Source organism: Actinoplanes sp. CA-131856, assembly GCF_050956135.1.
Taxonomy (GTDB): domain Bacteria; phylum Actinomycetota; class Actinomycetes; order Mycobacteriales; family Micromonosporaceae; genus Actinoplanes.
This window is the reverse complement of sequence record NZ_CP191849.1, coordinates 5,621,707-5,641,652: the sequence shown is the minus strand read 5'-3', so window position 1 is coordinate 5,641,652 and position 19,946 is coordinate 5,621,707. Positions and strand designations below refer to the sequence as shown.

Below are 19,946 nucleotides of genomic sequence, written 5' to 3'. Positions count from 1 at the left end.
GCAGCCGGGGTCAGCAGGTCCCCTTCAGCGCGTCGACCAGGTTCTGCCCGGCCGTGCGGACCTCGTTGACCGCGGCCCGCACGGCGCCGAGGTCGGCCGGCCGGCCCCGCAGGGCCGTGCCGAGCTGGTCGGTCGCGGTGCGCAGCGCGTCGGCCTGCGGCTTGAACTGGGCCTGCGCGTCGGACACGACCTGGCCGAGCTCGTCGCGCAGCTGGGTCAGCAGCGTGCGCATCTGAGTGACGCCGCCCTCGGACACAGTGGTCTCCCGGATGTGGTTCACGGTGTTCTGCGCGGCGGCGACGCTCTCGCAGACGGCCGGGCCTTCGCTGTCCGGGGAACACCCGGCTAGCACTCCGAGGAACAGCAGCACTATCACCAGTCGCTTCATTACTGGAACGATCCCCGGCCGGAGCCGCGCGCTCCTCGCCCGCGCGGGATGAGGCGGCCGCCGGGACGCCCGCCCGACGATGGGGCCATGGCGATCGGACCGGTCCAGCTCATCGTTCTCGGCTTCCGGCGACCGGACTTCCACGGCGAGATCATCGAGGAGCTCGAGCGGGTGCGGCGGTCCGGCGCGGTGCGGGTGATCGACGCGCTCGCCGTCTACAAGAGCGCCTCGGGCCAGATCGGGGTCGAGCACCTGAGCGACCTCACCGTCGCCGAGGCCATCGAGCTCGGCAGCCGGGTCGGCGCCCTGGTCGGCCTGGACATCGAGGGTGAGCCCGGCATGGTGGCCGGCGCCGCCGGCGACACCGGGCCCTCCGACGACGACTGGGACGTGATCGGGGAGATCCCGGCCGACAGCGCGGCCGCGCTGATCCTGCTGGAGCACCACTGGGCCGCGCCGCTGGGCGACGCCGTGGCCCGGGCCGGCGGGTTCCGGCTCTCGGACGGCTTCATCAGCCCGGCCGACCTGGTCGAGGTCGGCCTGCTCAGCGCCGAGGAGGCGCTTCCGGTGCTCGGCTCGCGCCGGATGGCCGGCCGGACCGGCCGGCGGCCCGCCCGCCGGGTCACCCGGCGGGTAGCTCGCCGCCGGTGAAGGCCAGCCGCCTCAACCGCGCCCAGTCCAGGTCCGGCCGGGCCGGGGGCACGCCCGGCCGGTGTCTGGGCACCCGCACGCGCAACGCGCCCGGGCGGATGGTGCAGCGCACCGGCGTGGCCAGCACGAGCGCCTCGCCGTCCACACCGACCGGCAGCTCGGCCTCGTCGGCGTCGATCACGGCCTCGGTGGTCTCGCGGGCGGCCACCGAACGGGCCCGGCCGCCCGCGCTGATCAGGTTGGCCGCGTCCAGCGCGCCCCGCACGGTCACCGCCAGCACCCCGAGCACACCCTTGTCGAGCCGGGACCGCCGTCCCGAGCTCGCGTACGGGTTGTTGCTGACCAGCACCGCCTGCGGGCCGCTGAGCGTGTCCCCGCCGGCGGTCAGCCGCAGCGGACGGCCCTCGGTGAGGACCGCCGGCAGCATCTCCAGCGCGGTGCCGATCTTGTCGTCGCGATAGGCCGCGCTCTGCACGACCTCGGCGTACGCCCCGAACGAGGCGTTGTTGACGAAGGTCCGGTCGCCGATCACGCCGAGGTCGATGCGCACCTCGACCCCGTCGGTCAGCGCGTCCAGGCAGGTGGCCGGATCCTCGCGGTCCAGGCCGAGGTCGAGCGCGAAGTGGTTGCGGGTGCCGGCAGAGATGACCAGGAAGGGCAGGCCGTGCTCGGCGGCGATCCCGGCCACCAGCGCCTGGGTGCCGTCGCCGCCGGCCACGCCGAGCAGGTCGGCGCCGTCGCGGACGGCCTGCCGCGCGACGTCGGCCACGTCCACCGCCGCACCGTCCAGCAGGAACACCTCGGCGCCGAGGGTGCGGGCCCGCTCGGCCAGGTCGAACCGCTCGACCTTGCCGCCGCCGGAGCGCGGATTCATGATCAGGTACGGCTTGCGGGGCGGGGCGGTCTCGTACTCGTCCGGCTCCTTGTTCGCCACCGTCAGAGCCCGCCGGCCGGCCGCGGCCGCACCCGCCCACAACAGCCCGAACAGGACCACCACCCAGATCAGGCTCGCGCGCGCGAACAGCACGGCCACCGTCAGCGGCGCCAGCACCACGACGAGGCCGGCCAGCCAGCGCAGCACCCCGTGATGGGTGAGGAACCACCACGCGGCGGCCAGGCCGACCGCCACCCCGATGATCCCCGTCAGCAGCAGCGCGACGCTGCCGCGAATCCCCGCCGCGGCGAGAACGAGCACTCCAGCGGCCGCGATCAAGACGAAGGCGAGCCGGGCCAGCCAGCGTTCCGACATGTACCCAGCCTCTTCGGCGTGCGGGCGCCACACCTCATACCAGCAGGATGAGGTGTGGCGGTCCGGGCCGCGGGAGCGTCGTCCTCAGCCTCTGAGAGAAGGGACCCCGCCGTGCCGACCAAACCCTTACGGCACCCCGCCGAGATCCCCATGTTCGTCTTCATGGTGATCCTCAACGTGATCATCATCTGGGCCATCGTGCAGGCCGCGATCACGTTGCCGTTCCTGCCCGACCGGATCCGCGAGTCGGGCTGGGGCACGACGGTGCGCTCCGCCTTCATCGCCCTGCTGCTGCTCGTCCCGGCCCTCGTGGTGATCCGCGAGACGCAGCGGGCGTCCATCCGTGGCGGCGCCGTCGAGCTGAACCCGCGGCAGTACCCGGACCTCTACGAGATCGTGGACGAGTTCGCCCACAAGCTGGCCCTGCCCCGCCGGCCCAGCATCTACCTGGCCAACGGCAACGGCACCCTCAACGCCTTCGCCGCCCAGGCCACCGGCCACGACTACGTGGTCATCGCCAACGAGCTGTTCGTCAACCTGCGCAACGAGAACCGGGCCGGGCTGCGGTTCATCCTCGGGCACGAGGTGGGGCACATCAAACTCCACCACGTGGCGCTGTGGTACCAGCTCGCCGTCGCCTACTCCGAGCGCATCCCCATCCTCGGGCCGACATTGTCCCGGCTGCGGGAGTACTCGTGCGACCGGCACGGCGCCCATCTGTGCCCCGAGGGGGCCACCGGGCTCGTGCTGCTGGCCGGCGGCCGGTACACCGAGAACACCGTGGACATTCCCGAGCTGGTCCGGCAGGGCAAGCGCCTGCACGGGTTCTGGGTCGGGCTGGCCCAGCTGCCGATGTCCCACCCGTTCACCGTCCGGCGCCTGGAACGGCTCGTCTCCCTGGGCATGCTGCGGTCATCCGCAACGGATGACGTGCGGGTGGGCCACCCCGTAACAGGCTGAACGTCATGGATCTCGACAGGGTTTGCGAGAAGCAGGCGCACGAGAAGGCTCTACGCCCCTGGCAGGTCGAGCTGCTCAAGCTCCAGAAACACCTCGAGGTCCAGAACCTGCGGATGATCGTGCTCTTCGAGGGCCGCGACGCCGCCGGCAAGGGCGGCGCGATCCGGCGGGTCACCCGGTTCATGAACGAGAAACGCTACCGGGTGGTCGCCCTCGGCCGGCCCACCGAGGAACAGCGCTCGCAGTGGTATTACCAGCGGTACGTGGCCCAGTTCCCGGCCGGCGGGGAGATGGTCCTGTTCGACCGCAGCTGGTACAACCGCGCGATGGTCGAGCAGGTCTTCGGATTCTGCACGCCCAAGGAGTACATGGACTTCCTGGACGGCGTCACCGGGTTCGAGAAGGACCTCGTCCGCACCGGGACCATCCTGGTCAAGCTCTATTTCAGCGTGACCCGCGAGGAGCAGGCCCGCCGCTTCGAACGCCGCCGCACCGACCCGCTGCGGCAGTGGAAGCTCAGCGAGATCGACCTGCAGGCGCAGGACCGCTGGGACGACTTCACCAACCGCAAGTACGACATGCTGCGGCGCACCGGAACGGCGGCGGCGCCGTGGATGATCGTGCGCTCCAACCACAAGCAGCAGGCCCGGCTCAACACCATGAAGGTCATCCTCAACGCCGTCGACTACAAGCACCGCGCTCCCGACCTCGACTTCACGCCGGACCCGCGGATCGTCGTGCCGGGCGACGAGGAGGTCGCCCTCATGGAGGGAGGCACGTGGTCATGACCGACGCGACATATCAGGTCAGGGTCTCCGGGGTGATTCCCGAGGAGCTCCTGGAGGAGCTGCGCGACCTGACGGTCAGCGTGGAGCCGCCGGAGACGATCCTGCACGGCTCCCTGCCCGACCAGTCGGCGGTGGTGGGGCTGATCTCCCGCATTCACGGCCTCGGGCTTCGCCTCATCGAAGTCCGGCGCATTCCACCTTCGCAAGAATCCTGATTGGGGACGGGCATGTCCGAGACACAGGCGAGGTCCAACTACGCGGCGGACGAGACGTACGCCGCTCCCCGCCGCCGCACCGCCGAGCCGACGGCCTGGGTCGGTGTGGTCGTCTTCGCCGCCGTGATGCTCATGCTGATGGGCGGCTTCCAGATCATGGAGGGCATCGTCGCGATCGTCCGCGACGACTACTTCCTCACCACCAGCAGCGGCCTGGTGCTCACCCTCGACTACACCGCGTGGGGCTGGACCCACCTGATCATCGGCCTGATCGCGGTCGGCACCGGCATCGGCATCTTCGCCGGGCAGATGTGGGCCCGCGTGGTCGGCATCGTCATCGCCTGTCTGAGCGCCCTGGCCAACGCGGCGTTCCTGCCGGCCTATCCGATCTGGTGCGCGATCCTCATCGCGATCGACGTCCTGATCATCTACGCGCTCGCGGTGCACGGCCGCGAGGTCAAGTGAGCGCTGCCGTGTCACGCTCGCTCAACTGGCTGAGGCTGGCCGGCGGCGTCCTGGCCATCGTGGTCGGCGTCGTGGCGTACAGCTGGCCCGAGGCGACCCTGAAGGTCGTGGCCTTCCTGTTCGGCCTCAACCTGCTGATCGCGGGCATCGTCCGCACGGTGGCGCTGCTGATGAGCCCCGGGTACCCGGTACTGAACCGGGTGCTCGGGATCATCCTCGGCGTGCTGACCGCCCTGCTCGGCATCCTGTGCATGCGCAACGTCATCGCCTCGCTCGGCATCCTGCTGCTGATCGTCGCCCTCGGCTGGATGCTCGACGGCCTGGCCGAGATCTTCTCCACGGTCGGCAGCGGCGAGTCCGGCGGCAGCTGGCGCATCGGCCTGGGCATCGTGGCCGTCCTGGCCGGCGTGGCCCTGCTGGTCTGGCCCGGCATCGGCCTGAAGGCGTTCCTCTTCTTCGGCGCCACCGTCCTGGTCTTCGTGGGCATCTGCCTGGTCTTCGTCGCCATCGCCCGGCTGCGTACCCCGGAGCCGGCCCTCACCCCTCAGTGACTTTCCGCTCCGCCCGAGTTCGTCCGGCCTTCCGCGATGGGGAGGCCGGACGAACTTTTCTCGCCGGCCGGAACGGTCATCCACGCCGGGTGAGGCGCGGCGATCGGGGCCGCCCGACCATGGCGTTCATGACAGATGAGGCTTCGTCGCGGCCCGGTCTCCAGGTCGGGCCGACCAGCGAGTTCACCCTGTTCTTCGACGTACGCCCGGGCCACGGCCCGGCCCTGCGGGAGGCCCTGCGCGAGCTGCAGGAGGCGCCCGGTTACCGCCCCGGCGACTACGACCTCCCGATCGCGACCATCCACGAGGCCCGTTTCGTGCCGTTCGACGACGACACCCGGCTGCTGTTCGCGACGAGCTTCGACGGACCCTGGGACGCGTACATGGACGACTTCGCCTCGAAGCCGCTGCGGCTGTTCGACGCGATCTTCCGGCACGTCGAGGGCTACGAGGGACTGCCCGACCTCGAATCGGTGAAGAAGTTCGTGCTCGGCGCGCAGGCCACGGCCGGCGGTTACGCCCGCAACTACGGCGGCACGGTCAAACAGATCCGTAAGGCCGAACGGGTGAACAACGCCTTCCAGCAGGTGCTCGACGACCCGGCCGCGGCCGAAGCCCTGCGGGCGCCGGCGCTGGCCCCGCTGCTGGCCGAAGCCGCCGACTGAGCCGGCGCGGCATGTCCGACCACATCTCGGGGCCGCGCGCGCTCGCCGAGCCCATCGCCGACATCACCGACGTCTACGCGTTCCCCAGCCCCGAGACGCCCGGGCATCTGGTCCTGGTCGTCAACACGCTGCCGTTCGCCCCGTTCGCAGCCCGCCACTCCGACGGCCTCGTCTATCGCTTCCGGCTGCGGCCGCTGGCCGCGGACGGCGCCGTGCTGGAGCCGGAGCTCGTCTTCGACACTGTCTTCCCCTCGGCGGAGGAAGGTGTCTGCCGGACTCCCGCCGGAGAAGACGTGACCTTCCCGGTCGACGATCCCAAGGGTGGGACAGGCGGCGGCGTACGGGTCTTCGCCGGGCCGCGCTGGGACCCTTTCATCCTCGACGCCCCGGCCGCCCTGCGCACGGTCGCCACCGGCCGGCTCGCCTTCACCGATCCCTCCTCGATCTATCTGGACGGCAAGAACGTCCTCAGCATCGTGATCGAGGCCGACTGCGCCCGCCTGCTCGGCGACCACGCCCTGTTCGGCGTCGTCGCCGAGACCTTGACCCGGGGCCGGCTCACCGTGCGCATCGAGCGCACCGGGCGGCCCGAGGTCAAGAACCTGCTGCTCGGCCCGAAACAGTTCGACCAGGTCAACCGCGACCTGGAGATCCGCGATCTGTACAACATGGAGGACGCGTATCACCTGGCCGACGGCTACCTCGGCGCCTACCGGGCCCGCCTCGACGCCAACCTCGCGTTCTGGGACGGGCTCGACGGCAAGGCCGACTGGCCGCCCGGCCCTGGCGGCCGCCATCCTCTGACCGACCTCGTGCTGGCCGACCGTCTCGTCGTGGACGTCCGCAAGCCGTATCGGGAGAGCGGCACCTTCCTCGAGATCGAGCGAGCGATGCTGGCCGGGCGCCCGCACGGCACCTGCGGCGGGCGGGCCCTCAACGACGACGTGATGGACACCCTGTTCACCTTCCTGATCAACGCGGGGTCGGGCCCGGTGATCCGCGACGGCGTCGACCGGTCGTCCCGGCCCGCCGGCCGCGTCTTCCCGTACCTGTCCGACCCGAACCCCGACCCGCCCCAGCCTCCGGCCCACCACTAGGACGGTCATGGACCTCGACCTCGACGACATCCAGGCCGGCGCGCTGCACGAACGGCCGTCCCCGTACTCCGGGACCTACGTGCTGCTGCGCGTCGACGACCGGCGCGACGGGCGGAACCTGATCCGGCGGCTCCTTCCCCTGCTGTCGCCGGCCCGGGCGGTCCTCCAGCGCACCCCGGAGGCCTGGCTCACCGTCGCCCTCACCTGTCGCGGCCTCGAGGCGCTCGGCGTGCCCCGGGAGTCGCTGGACAGTTTCGCCCCCGAGTTCCGCCAGGGCATGGCCGCCCGTGCCGCGATCCTCGGTGACGTCGGCGACAGCGCGCCGGAGAACTGGGAGCCACCCCTCGGCGGCCCGGACGTGCACATCGCCCTGGCCGCCCTCGCTCCCGACCAGGCCGGTCTGGACGAGCTGGTCACCCGGGCGCGCCGGGCCCAGGAGGAGTTCCCCGGCGTCCAGGTGGTCTGGCGGCAGGACTGCTACCAGTTGCCGAGCGGGCGTACGTCGTTCGGCTTCAAGGACGGCATCGGGCAGCCGGCCGTCGAGGGCGCCGGCGAGCGCCCTGGCGAGACACCCGTCAAGGCCGGCGAGTTCCTCCTGGGTTACCCGGACGAGACGGGCGCGCTGCCACCGGCGCCCGTGCCCGACGTCCTGGGCCGCAACGGCACCTACGTCGTGTTCCGCAAGCTGCACACCCGGGTCGCCGCCTATCGCCGCTATCTGCGGGACCGTGCCGCCGACCGGCACGAGGAGGCGCTGCTCGGCGCCAAGATGGTGGGCCGCTGGCCCAGCGGGGCGCCGCTCGCCCTCGCTCCCGGCACCGACGATCCCGAACTCGGCGCCGACCCCAAGCGCAACAACGATTTCCGGTACGGCGACGACCGCCGCGGCCTCAAATGCCCGGCCGGGGCGCACGCCCGCCGGGCCAACCCCCGCGACGCCCTCGACCACGAGGGCGCGGTCGACGTGCGCCTGCACCGGATGATCCGCCGGGGCACCAGCTACGGGCCGCCGCTGCCGGACGGGGTGCTCGAGGACGACGGGGCCGACCGGGGCATCATCTTCGTCTTCGCCGGCGCCCACCCGCGCCGCCAGTTCGAGTTCGTCAAGACGCAGTGGCTCAACGACGGCGTCTTCATCGGCGCCCCGGCCGAGAGCGATCCCCTCGTGGGCCGGGGTGGCGACTTCACCGTCCCGCGGCAGCCGATCCGCCGGCGGCTGCGCGAGATGCCGCCGTTCGTCGTGACCCGCGGCGGCGAGTACTGCTTCGCGCCCAGCCTGAGCGGCCTGCGCTGGATCGCCGACCTTGAGGAGAGGCCATGACACCCACCGACCGCTGGAAGACCCTCGACTTCGGCCCGCCCGCGCCGGACGGCGACGACCCGGACGAGTCCGTGCGGCTCGACTACGAATCCGGCGGCGCCGTCGCGGTCATCACCCTGAACCGGCCCGGCGCCGACAACGCCATCAGCACCGAGATGGGCGCCCGGCTGACCGGGGTCCTCGAGACGATAGCTGTCGAACCGGCGGTCCGGGTCGCGATCCTTACCGGCGCCGGCTCGCGCGCCTTCTCGGTCGGCAGCGACCTGCGGCAGCGCCACAGCATGACCAAGCAGCAGTGGCTGCGCCAGCGCCAGGACTTCGACCGCACCCTCTACACGCTCCGGCAGCTCCGCAAGCCGATCTTCGCGGCGGTCAACGGCATCGCCTACGGCGGCGGCTCCGAGATCGCGCAGAGCACCGACTTCATCATCGCGGCCGAGAACGCCACCTTCGGCCAGCCCGAGGCGATGATCGGCCTGTCGGCCGGCGGCGGCTCGCCCGCCCTGCTGCCCCGGCTCCTGCCGCCCGGCCGGGCCCTGCAGATGCTCATGACCGGCGAGCCGATCACCGCCGGCGAGGCGTACCGGCTGGGTCTGGTCACCGAGGTCCATCCGCCGGGCGACCTGATGCCGGCCGCGATGCGCATCGCCGAGAAGATCGCGAGCAACTCACCCACCGCGGTGCAAGCGGTCAAACGGGCCGTACGCCTGGGCGAGGGCCAGCCGATCGAACAGGCCATCGCGATCATGATGGAGGCCCACTGGCGCTCGGCCGTGCACCCCGACCGGGCCGAGGGCATCGGAGCGTTCAACGACAACCGTGATCCGCATTTCCAGGACGCCGACTACTGAGCCAGGAGCGCCGCCATGACGATCACCGACGCCATCGCCCGCAACCGCGCCTCCCTCACCATGATCAAAGAGGAGCCGTTCAACGCCGAGGCACCCCATGCCGGCCTGACCGGCGACATCACCTCGACGGCCGACCATTACGTCCGCAGCAACTTCGCCCTCCCGGACCACGACGGAACGCTGCACGTGGCCGGGGCCGTGGCTCATCCGCAGACCCTCACTGTGGACGACCTCCGTGCCCTGCCCGCCGTGGAACGGGCGGTCACCCTGGAATGCGCGGGCAACGGCCGCCTGGGCATGCGGCCGCTGCCGACCGGCGAGCCGTGGGGCGGCTACGCGGTCTCCACCGCGCGCTGGAAGGGCGCCCGACTGGCCGACGTGCTCGCGCGCGCCAACCCCCTGGCGGCCGGCGTGGAACTGCGATGCGAGGGCGCCGACCACGGCAAGTACCACCTGGCGTCGGTTCTCGAGCCGGCCGACGCCGAGCTGACCTTCGTCCGCTCGCTGCCTCTGTCGCATATCGCCGAGGTCCTCATCGCCTACGAGATGAACGGCGAGCCCCTCGAACCCGACCACGGCGCGCCGTTCCGGCTGATCGTCCCGCACTGGTACGCGGTCGCCTCGGTCAAGTGGCTGCGCCGCCTCGACGTGCTGACCGAGCCGTTCCACGGCGAGTTCCAGACCGGCCACTACATCTACGAGTGGGCCGACCGGGAGCCGGAGCCGGTCACGTTGATGCGCGTGCGGGCCCGGATCACCGACCCGGCCCCCGGCACGACGATCCCGGCCGGCACGTACACCATCCGCGGCAAGGCGTGGTCGGGCACCGGCCCGATCACCGAGGTGGGCCTGAGCTTCACCGGCGACAGTCCGTGGGCCCCGGCCACGGTCGAGGCGGCGGGCGGCCCCTACCAGTGGCAGGACTGGAGTTTCCGCTGGGAGGCCACCCCCGGCCGGCACAGCCTGAGGGCCCGAGCCCGCGACGCCGCCGGCAACGTCCAGCCCGAGGTCCCACCTTGGAACCGCCTCGGCTACGGCAACAACGCGGTCGAGCTCTCCTGGGTCGACGTCCGCTAGGCCCGCGTGCGCGTCCAGCGCCTCTCCGCGAAGTACGTCCAGGCCAGTCGGGGCAGGTCGCGTTCCGGGGCGGTGTGGAACGCCTGGCCGCTTTCGTCGTCGACCAGGTAGCTCGTTCCGGTCTCGCCGTCGGCGGACCAGTCGAGCGCGATCCGCCAGACGCAGTCGCACCCGCTGCTCGTGGCCACCAGGGAGAAGGCCTCGGGCTCGTCGTTGCCGACGGTGTAGGGGAAATCGGTCTTCTCGCCGCGGGCGGGCACCATCCGGCCGGACGGATCATCGAGGTCGACGGTGAACCTGCGGGGCTCCAGAGTGCCGCCGCACTCCTCGTAATGGAGAAACACCACGGTGGCGACGGCGGCCGGATCGCTCCGGCTCACATATTCGGCGCGGATCCCGAGCAGGGTGGCGGTCCGGCCGGGCCGGGCCTGGACGACGAAGTCGTACGCGGTGACGCCGCGATCCGCCGCGTCGTACTCGTCGATCCATCGCTGCGCCGCCTCGTACGGGTCGCCCTCGTCATCGGGTGGCTCGATAGCGTCCGGGCCGAGATTGACGACGAGGCCGTCGGTCTTGCGGCTGCCGCAGGAGCGGAATCCTTGCAGGTCTCCCTCCCACCGGGCGGCCGCGGTGGTCCCGGCCGGGCTGGACCGGGGGCCCGAGCTGGACGGTTCATCCGGGCTCGACTGTGTGGTCGAGCCGGGCCGTGTGGTCGAGCTGGGCTGCCGGTTCGAGCTGGGGCTGGGCCCTACGTCCGGGCGGCGGCCGGTCACCGTCAGGGGCGCGTCGTCGCGGAAGATGCCGGCGACGGCGTCGATGCCCTTACCGGTCAGTCCGGTGATCCAGGCGGTCACCCCGGCCAGGACGGCTGCCAGCACGAACGCCCCTGTCTTGCGGGCCGCCGGGCCCAGGCGCCGGCCGGGCGGAGGCGGCGCGGCCTGCGGCCGGCGGCGGGCCGTTCGCGACTTCTTGGATCGGGCCATCGGTTCCCCCGAGCGGGGCGCGGGACGGAGACGATTCTGTCGCGCTCACCGGCCGGCGCTGGGCTGAAGTCCCTGATCCGACACATCGGAAGCGGGTTCGGGGGCCTTGGGGATCAGCATGGGGTCAGGTCGGCGAGGGCTCCGGACCGCGGCGACCGGTCGAGGGCGGGTCGTCCCAGGGGCCGGGCTCGTGCCCGGGGCCCGGCCGCGGCGGCGCGCCTGGGTCGCGGTCGGACGGTGGTGTGGCGGTCTCTGGTGTGCTGGTCTCTGGGCCGTAGCCGGATGGTGGCGTGCCGGGGCCGGGTCGGTATTCAGGTGGTGGTGTGGGGCCGGGTGGCGCGTTCGGGTCGGGTGGTGGGGTCGGGGCCAGCTCGGCGTTCAGGGCGTTCAGGACCGCGTGGACCTGCGGGCGCAGCAGGCGCCAATCGCGGGCGGCGGACTGGGCGTCGCTCTCGTCGTCGATGGTGGCTATCAGGTCGCGGAGCAGGACGCCGATCTGGTTCGCGGTGGCCTGACGGCTGTCGTCCGAGGCCCGGGTGGCCAGGGACTCCCAGCGGGTGATCAGGGCGATCAGGTCGTCCCGGACCGGGGGCCAGGCCAGGCGGCGCTCGGCGAACGTGGTCGTCTCCAGCACGCGGGGGATGGCCCGGTCGAGCAGGGCGCGGGTCTCGGCGGTCAAGCCGTCCAGTTCGGTGTCCCAGGAGTCCTTCTTGCGGGTCCGGGCGATCAGGACCGCGGCGATCACGCCGCCCACCACCAGGAAGAGCAGGAACCAGGCGAGCAAGCCGCCGGAGTCGCTGTCGTCCGACGCCGGCAGGGCCGCGGCGGCCGAGGACGACGTGGCGGTGGCGGCCGGGGCGCGCGTGGCCTCGGTGGTCCGGGTCGGCTCGGGGTCGGTCGTTCGGGTCGGCTCGGCCTCGGTAGTGCGAGTGGCTTCAGTGGTGCGAGTGGCTTCGGTGGTTCGGGGGGCTTCGGTAGTGCGGGTGGCTTCGGTAGTGCGGGTGGCTTCCGTGGTTCGCGGGGCTTCGGCGGTCCGGGTGGGATCGACGGTCCGGGTCCGGGTCGGCTCCGCGTCCTCGGTGGGGTCGCCGGTCGCGTTCGGGCGGTCCAGGGAGACCTCAACCGACGGGCGGGTGGAGGGCAGCGCGACCCCGCCCTCCCCGTCGCCGCACGCGGCCAGGCCCAGCAGGGCGGCGGCGGCCGCCACGGCCGCCACGAGTCCGGTGCTTCTCATGGTCAGGCGACGATGTGCAGGTCGTGGCTGGTGTTGTTCAGGCGGCGGCCCGCGTTCTCGGTGACCGTGACGATGTCCTCGATGCGGACGCCGAAGCGGTCCGGCAAGTAGATGCCCGGTTCGATCGAGAAGCACATGCCGGGGACCATCGGCCGGGTCTCGCCCTCCACCATGTACGGCGGCTCGTGCGTGGTCAGCCCGATCCCGTGGCCCACCCGGTGGATGAAGTTCTCGCCGTAGCCCGCGTCCGTGATGACTTTGCGGGCCACCCGGTCGATCTCCTGGCAGGGCACGCCGGGCTGGACCGCTTCGAACGCCGCCTGTTGCGCCTCGCGGACGATCGCGAAGATGTCCCGTTCGAGCGGCGTCGGCGGGCCCACATGGACCGTGCGGGTGGTGTCGGAGCCGTATCCGTCCTTCAACCCGCCGAAGTCGAGGACCACCATGTCGCCGTCCTGGATGACCCGGTCGCCCATCTCGTGGTGCGGGTTGGCGCCGTTCGGCCCCGACCCGACCACCGTGAAGTCGACCTGGGAGTGCCCGTGCTCGCGCAGGAACCCCGCGAGGTCGTTGCCGACCTGGGTCTCCGTGCGGCCGGCGAAGCGTACCTCCTTGATCTGCTCGTAGGCGGCGTCAGCCGCCGCTCCCGCCGCCTCCAGCAGGGCCACCTCGTCCGGGCCCTTCACCGCCCGCAGCATCGGCAGCGACGCCGTCATCGACGTGTAGCGGGACTGCGGCAGCGCCGCCTGGAGGCCGAGCAGGTGCATGGCCCAGGCGTTGTCGGAGATCGCGTAGTGGCCGGCCGGGTCGAGCAGGCGGGAGACCGGCTCGTACGGGTCGGTGCCGTCGGCCCAGTCGGTCGTCTCCACCACCGGGTAGCCCGGCGCCGCGGCCGCGTCGGGGCGTTCCAGGGTCGGCACGATCAGGTGCGGGTCGTGGTCGCCGTCGAGGACCAGCAGCGTCAGCCGCTCGGTGATCGCGGTCGGCTTGTAGCCGGTGAAGTACGTCAGGTCGGGGCCGGGCGTGACCAGCAGCCCGGTCAGGCCGGCCGAGGCCGCCTGGGCCACCGCGGCCTCCATGCGGCGGGCGAAGTCTTTCGCAGTCATGCCGATGCACCTTCCGGGACGGGCTTGGTCGGGATCGTGTGGCTCGACGCGGCGGCGGCCGCGGCGAGATGGACGGCGTGGACGGGCTCGGAGCGGTGCCGGCGCAGCAGGACCACGAGCGCGATGCCGGCCAGCGACATGATGGCCAGGAACAGCGACGCGGCGCTGAGCCCGGCGGCCAGCGCGTCCGCGGCCGGTTCGCCCTGATGGTTCTCGGTGGCGGCGGCGGAGACGGTCGCCGCGGCCGCCACGGCGAGCGACCCGCCGACGTACCTCGCCATGTTGGAGATGCCGGAGGCCTGGCCGACCTGCGACGGGTCGACCGACGAGGTCGAGGCGGACGACGCGGGGCCGTTGGCGAATCCGAGGCCGACGGCCAGGACGATCAAGGGAACGACGAAGGCCGCGTACGTCCAATCGGCCGTCACGAAGATCAGCGCGCCTGCTCCGAGCGTGGCCAGCAGGAAGCCGCCGGCGACCGCCACCCGCCCGCCCAGCTTGACCGCGAGCGGGGTGATCAGCGGCGTCACGGCGATCATGGCGGCGGCGGCCGGCAGCGTGGCCAGACCGGCCTCGAGCGCGGTCATGCCGAAGCCGGCCGGGTCCTGGAAGTAGAGCGAGAGCAGGTACATCAGCGCGTTGATGACGCCGGCCACGAGCAGGATGGCGATGGTCGAGCCGACCAGCACCGGGTTGCGCAGCAGCTTCAGGTCGACCAGCGGGGCGGCCGCCCGTTTCTCCACAACCACGAAGCCGACGCCACCGAGAACCGCGATGACCAGGCAGGAGATGGTCGGCAGGGACAGCCAGCCCCAGCTGCCGCTCTCGCTGAGCGCCAGCACCAGCGGGACCAGCAGCACGGCGACGAGCACGGTGCCCAGGATATCGATCGATCGACTGCGATGTTCGTCGCGCGATTCCTGTACGGCCGCGAGGGTCAGCGGAATGCAGGCGGCGGCGATCGCGGCGTCGATCCAGAACAGGCCCTGCCATCCGGTCGAGCCGACCAGGACGCCGCCGATGAGCGGGCCGATGGCGGCGCCGATGGCCGAGGCCGCGCCCCACATGGTGATGGCCTTCATCTGCGCGGCCCCGGACGAGGCGACCGAGAGCAGGCTCATTCCGCAGGCGAGGATGGTCGATCCGGCCGCGCCCTGGATCATCCGCCCGGCGATGATGCCGGCCGCGTTCTGCGACAGCGCGATCAGCACGCACGAGGCCACGAACAGGATGAGACCGCCGAGGAAGATGCGGCGGCGGCCGAACACGTCGCCGAGCGCGCCCGAGGTGACGATGACCGCCGCCCCGACCAGCATGTAGCCGGTCACCGCCCACTGCAGCAGGTCGAGCGAGGCGCCGACGTCCTGGCTGATCGCGGGGAGCAGGATCGTGACCGCGGACGTGTTGGCGTTGACCACCAGCGCGGAGACGCAGGCCGCGAGGAGGACGCCGGTGCCCGCGGCCCGGCTCGTTGTCACCGTCATGCGATCAGGGTGGCTGCCGCCTCCGTACGCCGGGATCCTTCGTTCCGGATGAATCCGTTTCGCACCGGGCACGGTTAGCTTCGGCCGATGGAGATCCTCGGACCGCTGGTGGAATGGCTGCTGCGCGGCAGTTTCGAGGGCACCGCACGCAGCGAGCGGATCGTGTACGACGTCGCCCGGCGCTACGGATATTCCGCGGAGGTCACTTTCCTGGCCGATTCGGCGCTGCTCACGATCGATGGCCGAGCATATTCGTACAGCCGGGAACCTGGTGTCCCCCCGCTGAACCAGGTCACCGCTTTCAAGAGATTCCTCAGCGAGTTGCCCGATTTGTCGGAGGCCGACGCCACCGCGCGGCTGAAGGCGATCGAGGCGATGCCGCCGCGCTGGAACAAGGCCTGGCAGGTCCTGGGGCTCGTGCTCTTCAGCGTCGGCTTCGGCATCTCCGTGCAGGCCACCTGGCAACAGGTCGGTGTCTCCGCGCTCACCGGCCTGCTGGTCGGCGGTCTCGTCGTGTCGGGCCGGTGGCGCCTGGCCCAGCCCTTCGTCGCGTCCGTGCTGGTCACCACCGTGGTTCTTCTGCTGTACGACCGCGGGCTGCTCGACGGCGGCCCGATTCAGCTCATCGTGCCCGCCCTGTTCTACTTCATCCCCGGTGACGCGATCAGCGCCGGCGCCCTCGAACTGGCCATGAACCGGATGACCGCCGGCGCCGCCCGCCTCATCTACAGCACGGTCGCTCTGCTCGTGCTGGCGTTCGGCGCGCTGGTCGCGACGGTGCTGCTCCAGATGCCGCCCAGCGTCCTGTTCGACGTCACCGTGCCCGGCAACCTCGGCCCGTTCGAGGTGTGGGCCGGGTGGGTGCTGTTCGCGCTCGGGGTGATGTTCGTCTTCCAGATGGCCCCGCGAGACTTCCCGTGGGCGCTCGGCCTCATCCTGCTGACGGCGGCCGCGGCCGAGCTGGGGACGCGGGCGCTGGGTGACCCGTTCGGCACGTTCTTCGGCGCCGTGGTGATGACCGTGGTGGCGCTGCGGCTGGGGCGCCGGCGGGCGCTGCCACCGGCGTACGTCCTCTATCTCGGCGCCTTTTATGTCCTGACCCCGGGCTCGCACGGGCTGCGCGGGCTCGAGAGCTGGATCGGCGGTGACCCCATCCAGGGTGTCGGCGGCGTCGCCGACATGGTCGGTCTCCTCGTCGCCATCGCCGTCGGGATGCTCGTGGGGGCGACTCTCACTCGTAAGGGGTGAGGCGTGTCCCATCCAGCGCCACCGATGATCCGAGCATGAGCACGACGGATACGGCGCGCACGACCAGGGCGGTCAACTACATCTCGTGGGTGGCGCTGGCCCTGATGACGACGAGTTCGGTGGCCAGCCTGCGGCCGGCGCCGACCATGGCGGTCTACGGACTGGCCAGCATCTTCCTCTATCTGCTTCCGGCCATCGTGTTCCTGCTGCCGACCGCTCTGGTCTCGGCGGAGCTCGCCTCGGGCTGGAACGGCGGGGTCTACAAGTGGGTCAGCGAGGGCATCTCGAAGCCGATGGGCTTCCTGGCCGTCTGGTGCCAGTTCGCGATGACCATCTTCTACTACCCGAGCCTGCTGGGTTTCGTCGCCAGCACCCTGGCGTACGTCATCAACCCGGACCTGGCCTCCAGCGGCGTCTGGACCGCCATCGTCATCATGGTCTGCTACTGGACCGGGGTCTGGGTCTCGTCGCGCGGCACCAGCGGCGTGGCCGGGCTGGCCAGCGCCGGCCTGGTCATCGGCACGCTGATCCCGGGCGTCCTGCTGGTGATCCTGGGCATCGCGTTCCTGGGACAGGGCAACGAGTCGGCCGCCCCGATGACCGCCGACAACCTGCTCCCGGCGTGGGCCGGCCTGTCCAGCCTCGTGCTCATCGTCAACAACTTCCTGTCCTACTCGGGCATGGAGATGAACGCGGTGCACGTGTCCTCGCTGCGCAAGCCCGGCCGCGAGTTCCCCCGGGCGATGTTCCTGGCCATGGGTCTCGTGCTGCTCATCTTCATCCTGCCCGCGCTGGCCATCAGCTGGATCGTCCCGGCCGACCAGCTGTCGCTGACGGCCGGCGTCATGCAGGCCTTCGACGCGGTGTTCGCCGAGTTCAACTCGCAGTGGCTCACCCCGATCCTCGGCGTCATGCTGGTCGCCGCCTCGCTCGGCGGCATGCTGACCTGGCTGGCCGGCCCGTCCAAGGGCCTGCTGCTGATCTCGCGCCAGGAGGGCTATCTGCCGCCGTTCCTGCAGAAGCTCAACAAGCACGGCGTGCAGCAGAACATCCTGGTCACCCAGGGCCTGGTCACCACCGTCATCGCGCTCGCCTACGCGCTGATCCCGGACGTGTCCAGTGTGTACTGGATCTTCTCGGTGATCACGACCCAGGTCTACCTGATCATGTACCTGCTGATGTTCGTGGCCGCCGTGCGGCTGCGCCGCAACAACCCCGACCACCCGCGCGGCTACAAGGCGCCCATGCTGACCGGCCTGTGCGGCATCGGCTTCGCGGCCTCGTTGGCCGCCCTGCTCATCGGCTTCGTGCCGTCGTCGCAGTTCGGCTCCGGCAGCGTCGGCACCTATCTGGCGATCGTCGCCGGGGGCGCGCTCGGGCTCGGCCTGCTCGTGCCGTACCTCTTCTACCGATTCCGTAAGCCGTCCTGGAAGACCGCCGACGCCGAGCCGGAGGAGGCCGTCGCATGAACGTCTCCGTGAAGCACAAGAGCAACACCGTGACGTACATCGTGCTCGGCATCGTCTTTCTCGCGCTGTTCGGCACGGCGCTGTTCGCCTTCGGCAGCGCCCACGAGTCCCGCCAGGCCGAAGAGAAGGCGCAGGAGCTGCAATCGCAGCTCTCGGCGGCCGGCATGCGGGTTCCCACCACCGATCAGATCGTCCGGGTCCTGGGCGACGACGGCGGCGCGGTCTGCGACGACCCGGGCAACGCGCTGCGCCGGGCCACGCTCTACGGCCTGCTCACCAACGGCGCCGCCGGGCCCGGGCAGCGGCCGGTCATCGCCGACAACCGGGCGCTGCAGGGCCAGCTGATCATCATCAAGGTCTACTGCCCGCAGTACATAGAGGACTTCCAGGAGGTCATCGACGACCTCAAGCTCGACGATGTGGCGGCGACGTGATGCGTGCACAGATCGACCAACTGATGGGCCGGGCCCGGACGGACCTCGCCGAGCTGGTGTCCATCCGCTCGGTCGCCGACCCGAGGCAATACCCGGCGTCCGAATGCGCCCGGGCCGCCCAATGGGTGGTGGACAACTTCGCCGAGGTCGGCTTCACCGACCTGGCGCTCGAGGAGACCTCGGACGGAAGTCGCGCGGTTTATGGTGTACGGGCGTCAAGCGTCCCGAACGCGCCGACAGTGCTCCTGTACGCCCACTACGACGTGCAGCCCCCACTCGACGAGGCGGCCTGGCGGACGCCGCCGTTCGAGCTGACCGAGTCGGGCGGCCGCTGGTACGGCCGGGGCACGGCCGACTGCAAAGGCAACATCGTCATGCACCTGACGGCGTTGCGGGCGCTCGGACCCGACCTGCCGGTGAACCTGAAGCTCATCGTGGAAGGCTCCGAGGAACAGGGCACCGGCGGCCTCGAGGACTTCGTCGCCCATCACCCCGACCTGCTCGCGGCGGACGCGATCCTGGTCTGCGACACCGGAAACGCGGCCGTCGGCGTGCCGGCGGCCACGGTCACCCTGCGCGGACTGGTCAACGTGGTCGTCACGGTGAGCACCCTCTCCGGCGAGCTCCACTCCGGGATGTTCGGGGGAGCGGCCCCCGACGCGCTGGCCGGGCTGATCCAGATCCTGTCGTCCCTGCGGGACAAGGCGGGCAACACGACGATCGCCGGCCTCGAACACGATCAGACCTGGACCGGAGCCCCCTATCCGACCGAGCAGTTCCGCTCCGACTCCGGCCTGCTGCCCGGGGTGGGCCTGCTCGGCGACGGCACGGTGTCCGACATGATCTGGGCCCGTCCCGCGGTGACGGTGCTGGGCATCGACGCCCCACCGGTGGTCGGCTCGGCCGCGGCGATCCAGCCGCACGCGCGGGCCCGCCTCAACCTGCGGGTGCCGCCCGGCACGGACGCCGTGAAGGCGCAGGACGCTCTGATCGCCCAGCTGCACGCGGCGGCGCCGTGGGGCGTGCGGGTGACCGTCGAGAAGGAGGCGATCGGCCAGCCTTTCGAGGCCCACACGGGCGGTCCCGCCTATCAGGCCCTGGCCGCAGCGATGAAACAGGCCTACGGCCGTGACATGACGACCCTGGGCCAGGGCGGTTCGATCCCGCTGTGCAACGTCTTCGCCGACACCTATCCCCAGGCCGAGATCATCTTGATGGGCGTGGAGGAGCCGCAGGCCCTGATCCACGCCCCGAACGAGAGCGTGGATCCCACGGAGATAGCCGCACTGGCCCACGCCGAGGCGGTGTTCCTCCAGACGTACAAGAAATCCTGAGACCCTGCTCCGTTCCGCCCCTCGCCCGGCCCTCTCCCCGTGGAGGGCCGGGCGAGCCTGCTGGTCCGCTTGAGGAGCCGGCTTCGACCGGCTCGGCGAGCTCTTCGGCAATGGCCTGGACGGCGATCACGACGGCTGTTGTTTCGCTGGATCGGGCCGTGGAACTACGGTCGCCATGAACGCCGTCACTGACTCGTCGTCGTCTTCCATCGCGTTCATGATTTCAGGAAGCGGCGGCCGATGATCGGAACGGTAAAGGGCTTGCGTGGGGCGGAAAGATGGGCCGGGTGAGGCGACGCGCGGCGGGGTGGGGCTGGTCCAAAGTGAGCCGGATCCACTTCGGGGACGGGGCGTGCCGGGGTGAGATCCGGTCGTA

21 protein-coding genes are annotated in these 19,946 nt (G+C 71.2%); 15 read left to right on the top strand and 6 right to left on the bottom strand.

The annotated features are described in order from the left end of the window. Nucleotides 1-10: 10 nt before the first annotated feature. Nucleotides 11-388 (bottom strand): hypothetical protein, encoded by a 378-nt coding sequence (locus tag ACQP2X_RS26220; protein WP_498686291.1) that lies wholly within the window; start codon nucleotides 386-388, stop codon nucleotides 11-13. Nucleotides 389-475: 87 nt separating this feature from the next. Between ACQP2X_RS26220 and ACQP2X_RS26215 the strand changes: the two genes are divergently transcribed. Beyond that, nucleotides 476-1,039: a hypothetical protein gene (locus ACQP2X_RS26215; protein ID WP_498686290.1), complete on the top strand. Its 564-nt coding sequence runs from the start codon at nucleotides 476-478 to the stop codon at nucleotides 1,037-1,039. Here ACQP2X_RS26215 and ACQP2X_RS26210 read toward each other — a convergent pair. Then, nucleotides 1,011-2,288: a diacylglycerol/lipid kinase family protein gene (locus ACQP2X_RS26210; RefSeq protein ID WP_498686288.1), complete on the bottom strand. Its 1,278-nt coding sequence runs from the start codon at nucleotides 2,286-2,288 to the stop codon at nucleotides 1,011-1,013. The two genes, ACQP2X_RS26215 and ACQP2X_RS26210, sit on opposite strands and share 29 nt — an antisense overlap. Before the next feature lie 111 nt (nucleotides 2,289-2,399). Here ACQP2X_RS26210 and ACQP2X_RS26205 point away from each other — a divergent pair, with 111 nt between their 5' ends. From ACQP2X_RS26205 to ACQP2X_RS26160, 10 genes are all read left to right on the top strand, one after another. Next, nucleotides 2,400-3,248 carry a M48 family metallopeptidase gene (locus ACQP2X_RS26205; RefSeq protein ID WP_498686286.1) on the top strand — a complete coding sequence of 283 codons (849 nt, stop codon included), beginning with the start codon at nucleotides 2,400-2,402 and terminating at the stop codon, nucleotides 3,246-3,248. A 5-nt stretch (nucleotides 3,249-3,253) separates the two neighbouring features. Beyond that, nucleotides 3,254-4,036 carry a polyphosphate kinase 2 gene (gene ppk2, locus ACQP2X_RS26200; RefSeq protein WP_498686284.1) on the top strand — a complete coding sequence of 261 codons (783 nt, stop codon included), beginning with the start codon at nucleotides 3,254-3,256 and terminating at the stop codon, nucleotides 4,034-4,036. Beyond that, nucleotides 4,033-4,251, top strand: a complete 219-nt coding sequence (locus ACQP2X_RS26195) for a DUF8691 family protein (RefSeq protein WP_097323098.1) — start codon at nucleotides 4,033-4,035, stop codon at nucleotides 4,249-4,251. Before ppk2 ends, ACQP2X_RS26195 begins: the two co-directional genes overlap by 4 nt. 12 nt (nucleotides 4,252-4,263) lie before the next feature. Then, the gene (locus tag ACQP2X_RS26190) at nucleotides 4,264-4,716 is read left to right on the top strand and encodes a DUF7144 family membrane protein (protein WP_498686282.1); all 453 of its coding nucleotides are present in this window, start codon (nucleotides 4,264-4,266) and stop codon (nucleotides 4,714-4,716) included. Between the two features lie 8 nt (nucleotides 4,717-4,724). Then, nucleotides 4,725-5,267, top strand: a complete 543-nt coding sequence (locus ACQP2X_RS26185) for an HdeD family acid-resistance protein (RefSeq protein ID WP_498686281.1) — start codon at nucleotides 4,725-4,727, stop codon at nucleotides 5,265-5,267. Nucleotides 5,268-5,395: 128 nt separating this feature from the next. Continuing rightward, nucleotides 5,396-5,932 (top strand): hypothetical protein, encoded by a 537-nt coding sequence (locus ACQP2X_RS26180; protein ID WP_498686279.1) that lies wholly within the window; start codon nucleotides 5,396-5,398, stop codon nucleotides 5,930-5,932. Between the two features lie 11 nt (nucleotides 5,933-5,943). Further along, entirely contained in the window at nucleotides 5,944-7,029 is a 1,086-nt protein-coding gene (locus ACQP2X_RS26175; protein ID WP_498686278.1) for a DUF4331 family protein, read from the top strand. Between the two features lie 7 nt (nucleotides 7,030-7,036). After that, the gene (locus ACQP2X_RS26170) at nucleotides 7,037-8,350 is read left to right on the top strand and encodes a Dyp-type peroxidase (protein ID WP_498686277.1); all 1,314 of its coding nucleotides are present in this window, start codon (nucleotides 7,037-7,039) and stop codon (nucleotides 8,348-8,350) included. Beyond that, nucleotides 8,347-9,201, top strand: coding sequence for an enoyl-CoA hydratase/isomerase family protein (locus tag ACQP2X_RS26165; RefSeq protein ID WP_498686275.1), 855 nt, complete (start codon nucleotides 8,347-8,349; stop codon nucleotides 9,199-9,201). Before ACQP2X_RS26170 ends, ACQP2X_RS26165 begins: the two co-directional genes overlap by 4 nt. 15 nt (nucleotides 9,202-9,216) lie before the next feature. Next, complete coding sequence (locus ACQP2X_RS26160; protein ID WP_498686274.1) at nucleotides 9,217-10,278, top strand: sulfite oxidase; 1,062 nt, start codon at nucleotides 9,217-9,219, stop codon at nucleotides 10,276-10,278. Here the strand turns inward: ACQP2X_RS26160 and ACQP2X_RS26155 are convergent. The 4 genes from ACQP2X_RS26155 to ACQP2X_RS26140 form a co-directional block, all read right to left on the bottom strand. Then, entirely contained in the window at nucleotides 10,275-11,261 is a 987-nt protein-coding gene (locus ACQP2X_RS26155; RefSeq protein WP_498686271.1) for a hypothetical protein, read from the bottom strand. The genes ACQP2X_RS26160 and ACQP2X_RS26155 overlap by 4 nt on opposite strands. Before the next feature lie 124 nt (nucleotides 11,262-11,385). Continuing rightward, entirely contained in the window at nucleotides 11,386-12,495 is a 1,110-nt protein-coding gene (locus ACQP2X_RS26150; RefSeq protein WP_498686269.1) for an FUSC family protein, read from the bottom strand. 2 nt (nucleotides 12,496-12,497) lie between these two features. Continuing rightward, on the bottom strand, nucleotides 12,498-13,601 hold the full coding sequence (locus ACQP2X_RS26145) for a M24 family metallopeptidase (protein WP_498686267.1): 1,104 nt from the start codon (nucleotides 13,599-13,601) through the stop codon (nucleotides 12,498-12,500). Further along, the gene (locus ACQP2X_RS26140; protein ID WP_498686264.1) at nucleotides 13,598-15,085 is read right to left on the bottom strand and encodes an MFS transporter; all 1,488 of its coding nucleotides are present in this window, start codon (nucleotides 15,083-15,085) and stop codon (nucleotides 13,598-13,600) included. Before ACQP2X_RS26140 ends, ACQP2X_RS26145 begins: the two co-directional genes overlap by 4 nt. 87 nt (nucleotides 15,086-15,172) lie before the next feature. On the opposite strand from ACQP2X_RS26140, the gene ACQP2X_RS26135 reads away from it, so the two are divergent. Genes ACQP2X_RS26135 through ACQP2X_RS26120 form a run of 4 tightly spaced genes read left to right on the top strand, consistent with a single transcriptional unit; the run spans nucleotide 15,173 to nucleotide 19,570 of the window. After that, entirely contained in the window at nucleotides 15,173-16,333 is a 1,161-nt protein-coding gene (locus ACQP2X_RS26135) for a threonine/serine exporter family protein (RefSeq protein WP_498686262.1), read from the top strand. Nucleotides 16,334-16,368: 35 nt separating this feature from the next. Further along, nucleotides 16,369-17,802 carry a glutamate/gamma-aminobutyrate antiporter GadC gene (gene gadC / locus ACQP2X_RS26130; protein ID WP_498686260.1) on the top strand — a complete coding sequence of 478 codons (1,434 nt, stop codon included), beginning with the start codon at nucleotides 16,369-16,371 and terminating at the stop codon, nucleotides 17,800-17,802. Continuing rightward, on the top strand, nucleotides 17,799-18,236 hold the full coding sequence (locus ACQP2X_RS26125; RefSeq protein WP_498686259.1) for a hypothetical protein: 438 nt from the start codon (nucleotides 17,799-17,801) through the stop codon (nucleotides 18,234-18,236). Before gadC ends, ACQP2X_RS26125 begins: the two co-directional genes overlap by 4 nt. Then, nucleotides 18,236-19,570: a dipeptidase gene (locus ACQP2X_RS26120; protein ID WP_498701049.1), complete on the top strand. Its 1,335-nt coding sequence runs from the start codon at nucleotides 18,236-18,238 to the stop codon at nucleotides 19,568-19,570. The genes ACQP2X_RS26125 and ACQP2X_RS26120 overlap by 1 nt, the downstream gene beginning before the upstream one ends. Nucleotides 19,571-19,946 lie beyond the last annotated feature (376 nt).